Source organism: Actinomadura sp. KC06, assembly GCF_004348735.1.
GTDB lineage: Bacteria > Actinomycetota > Actinomycetes > Streptosporangiales > Streptosporangiaceae > Spirillospora.
The window spans coordinates 1-2,630 of the sequence record NZ_SMKT01000352.1; the positions used below are offsets into that span (position 1 = coordinate 1).

General features: G+C 64.9%; 1 protein-coding gene. It reads left to right on the plus strand.

Annotated features, from left to right (window positions below; translation table 11 throughout):
- Positions 1-521 precede the first annotated feature (521 nt).
- Entirely contained in the window at positions 522-1,391 is an 870-nt protein-coding gene (locus tag E1287_RS42895; RefSeq protein WP_131971838.1) for an LLM class F420-dependent oxidoreductase, read from the plus strand.
- Positions 1,392-2,630: the final 1,239 nt, after the last annotated feature.

A 2,630-nucleotide genomic window follows, 5' to 3' on the forward strand; every position in this document is an offset into this window, starting at 1 on the left:
GCCTGCCCGACGAAAGCTGCACCAGGGGCCGCAGAGGCTCCAAAGTCAAGGGTGGACGAAGTCCATCGCGAAGCGACGCGAAGCGCCCTTGACTTTGGAGGGGCGGCCCCGTACGCAGCGCCACCCCCACCACGAACTTCCAACCTGAGATTTGGCGTTCCGAATCAGCAGCAGCACCATTGCTCCTTTTCCTAGACCCATCGCGCCTGGAGCCTAGGCGATATCCACCTGGGACGAAACTTATGTAAGCGGGCTCACAAGAGCAGCTCGCGGCAAGCGCGCTAGCGCTTAATCGTCACCCGACGATGTGCGGACAGACCTTGGCAAATGGTCACCGACGGAGACAGGGCACGGGAGCCGAGCACCTGTTCCGGGCATGCGTTTGGGAAGCCAGGGCCGGTAGGACATGAGCCGGTGCGCCAGTTTGCGAGCGGCGCTTGACCTGGAGCGCACTCCAGGCCGCAGAGTGAGAGACGACAGTGCCCAGCCCGCAGAGTCACGATGGACGAGAAAGGTCTGCCATGCGCATTGGTCTCCAGATTCCCAGCTTCACCTTTCCCGGCGGACCGGACCAGATCGCTCCGACGTTCGCCCGCATGGCAAAGGATGCCGACCAGGCAGGACTGCATTCGCTATGGGTGATGGACCACTTCTTCCAAATCGACGTGGTGGGTCCGCCAGAAGATCCTATGCTGGAGAGCTACTCCGCACTCGCATACGCAGCCGCGCTGACCGAGCGAATCACGCTCGGCACAATGGTAACCGGCGTGACCTATCGGCACCCCGGCATTCTCATCAAGACGGTGACGACGCTGGACGTACTGTCCGGCGGACGTGCTTGGCTGGGCATCGGGGCTGCTTGGAACGCGGACGAGTCGCGAGGACTCGGTGTTCAGTTCCCGCCGATTGCGGAGAGATTTGAGAAGCTGGAGGACACGCTGAATATCGCTCACCAGATGTGGAAAGGCGACGAATCAGCGTTCGAGGGCAAACACTTCACATTGGAGCGGCCGCTGAATTCGCCGCCTGCGCTGAGTACCCCGCATCCGCCGATCCTGATCGGCGGCGGCGGAGAAAAGAAGACGCTCCGGTACGTCGCCAAATACGCCGACGCTTGCAACATTTTCGACGGCGAAGAACTGCCTCGCAAGCTGGATGTGCTGCGCGAACACTGCGAGCGCGAGGGACGCGACTACGCCGAGATCGAGAAGACCTCGTTGAGCTACTTCAGCAGCCCGCCCTCGGTGGACGCGGCCGTGGACCGGATCGGGCGTCTCGCGGAGCGTGGCATCGACCACGCAATCTTCACGCAAGGCACCGGACAGGACCTGGCGGGCATCCTGGGCAAGGCCCTCACGCAGACCGAGAAGATCGTCCCCGCAGGACGCTGAACCTCGGCGGGCGCACGACGACGCGAACGAAGCGTCCGTCAAGAAGCAAATTTGGCGCAAAGCGAGTAGGCTCCCGCGCGCCGCGCAAATGGCGCGCGGGAGCCCGAGCGCAGAGGGTCAGCACACCGCTGGGCCCGAGATGCGTTGGGACGCTGAAAGGTTCAAGGCGCTGATCAGCGAGATGAGAGCGTCAAGGTCACCAGCTTCCGATCCAGACAGTGTTTCACAGCGTCTCCGACAGTTCGTCGCTACCGAGCTCGCGCCGTCGAGGCAATCTTCAAGCATCGAATCTCGACCTCACTGCCGACGACCTCTCGCCCCTTCGAACTAGTCACCGCGATGACCCGCCCCTGACACGCACCACTCGCACGCCGCACCCATCCTCGCTCCCCAAGATCACCCACGTTTGTGATCTGCCCCTCGCCATGGCCTGCGCGAGCGCCGTCGCCCACGTTGCGCCAGCCGTGACTCCGTGATCTGCACAACGCCGTGGCAGCGAAGCGCCGTGACATGGACAGTGCCGTGGCCAGCGCAGCGCGCTTTTATACCCACGATCGAGTCCGTCCGGCGTGCCGTCCCACCTTTGACGACACGCAGTCCACCCGGCGCTGTGGATCAGCGCGGCGGCGTGGTCTACCCGGTGTCATGGTCCGGACGCTGCCATAGCCAGCACGGTCCATAGCCAAGCGTGGTGCGTGGTCTGAGCGGGACCGCGGTGGCCTCGGGCCGAACTTCCGCAGTGTCACGGCCAGGGCGGGCCGTGGTCAGGGCCAGCCGCGGTCAAGGCCGGTGGTGCTCCGGGCGGTGCCGTAGCCAGGGCAGAGTCGTGGTCGGAGCAGTGTCGTGGTGAGGCGGGGCGCCGTGGTCAGGGCACGCCGCGGTCAGCGCAGGCCGCGGTCAGCGCAGGCCAAGGTGCAGGTCGGCCGTGGTCTAGGCCGGCCGTGGTCTAGGCCGACGGTGCTTCGGGCGGCACCGAAGCCAGGGCAGTGCCGTGGTCTGAACACTGTCGAGGTGAGGGCTGACGCCACGGACAGCGCAGGCCACGGTCAGCGCAGGCCAAGATGAAGCCAGCCGTGGTCAACGCGGGCGCCGTGGTCAAGTGCGCTTCCCCTCGTAGCGTGGAGACCTGAACCAGAGAGATGGTTGGGTCGTGGGAGACAAGAGACGCCGGTTCGATCCGGAGTTCCGTGAAGGAGCGGTGCGGATCGTCAAGGAGACCGGCAAGCCCGTCGCGCAGGT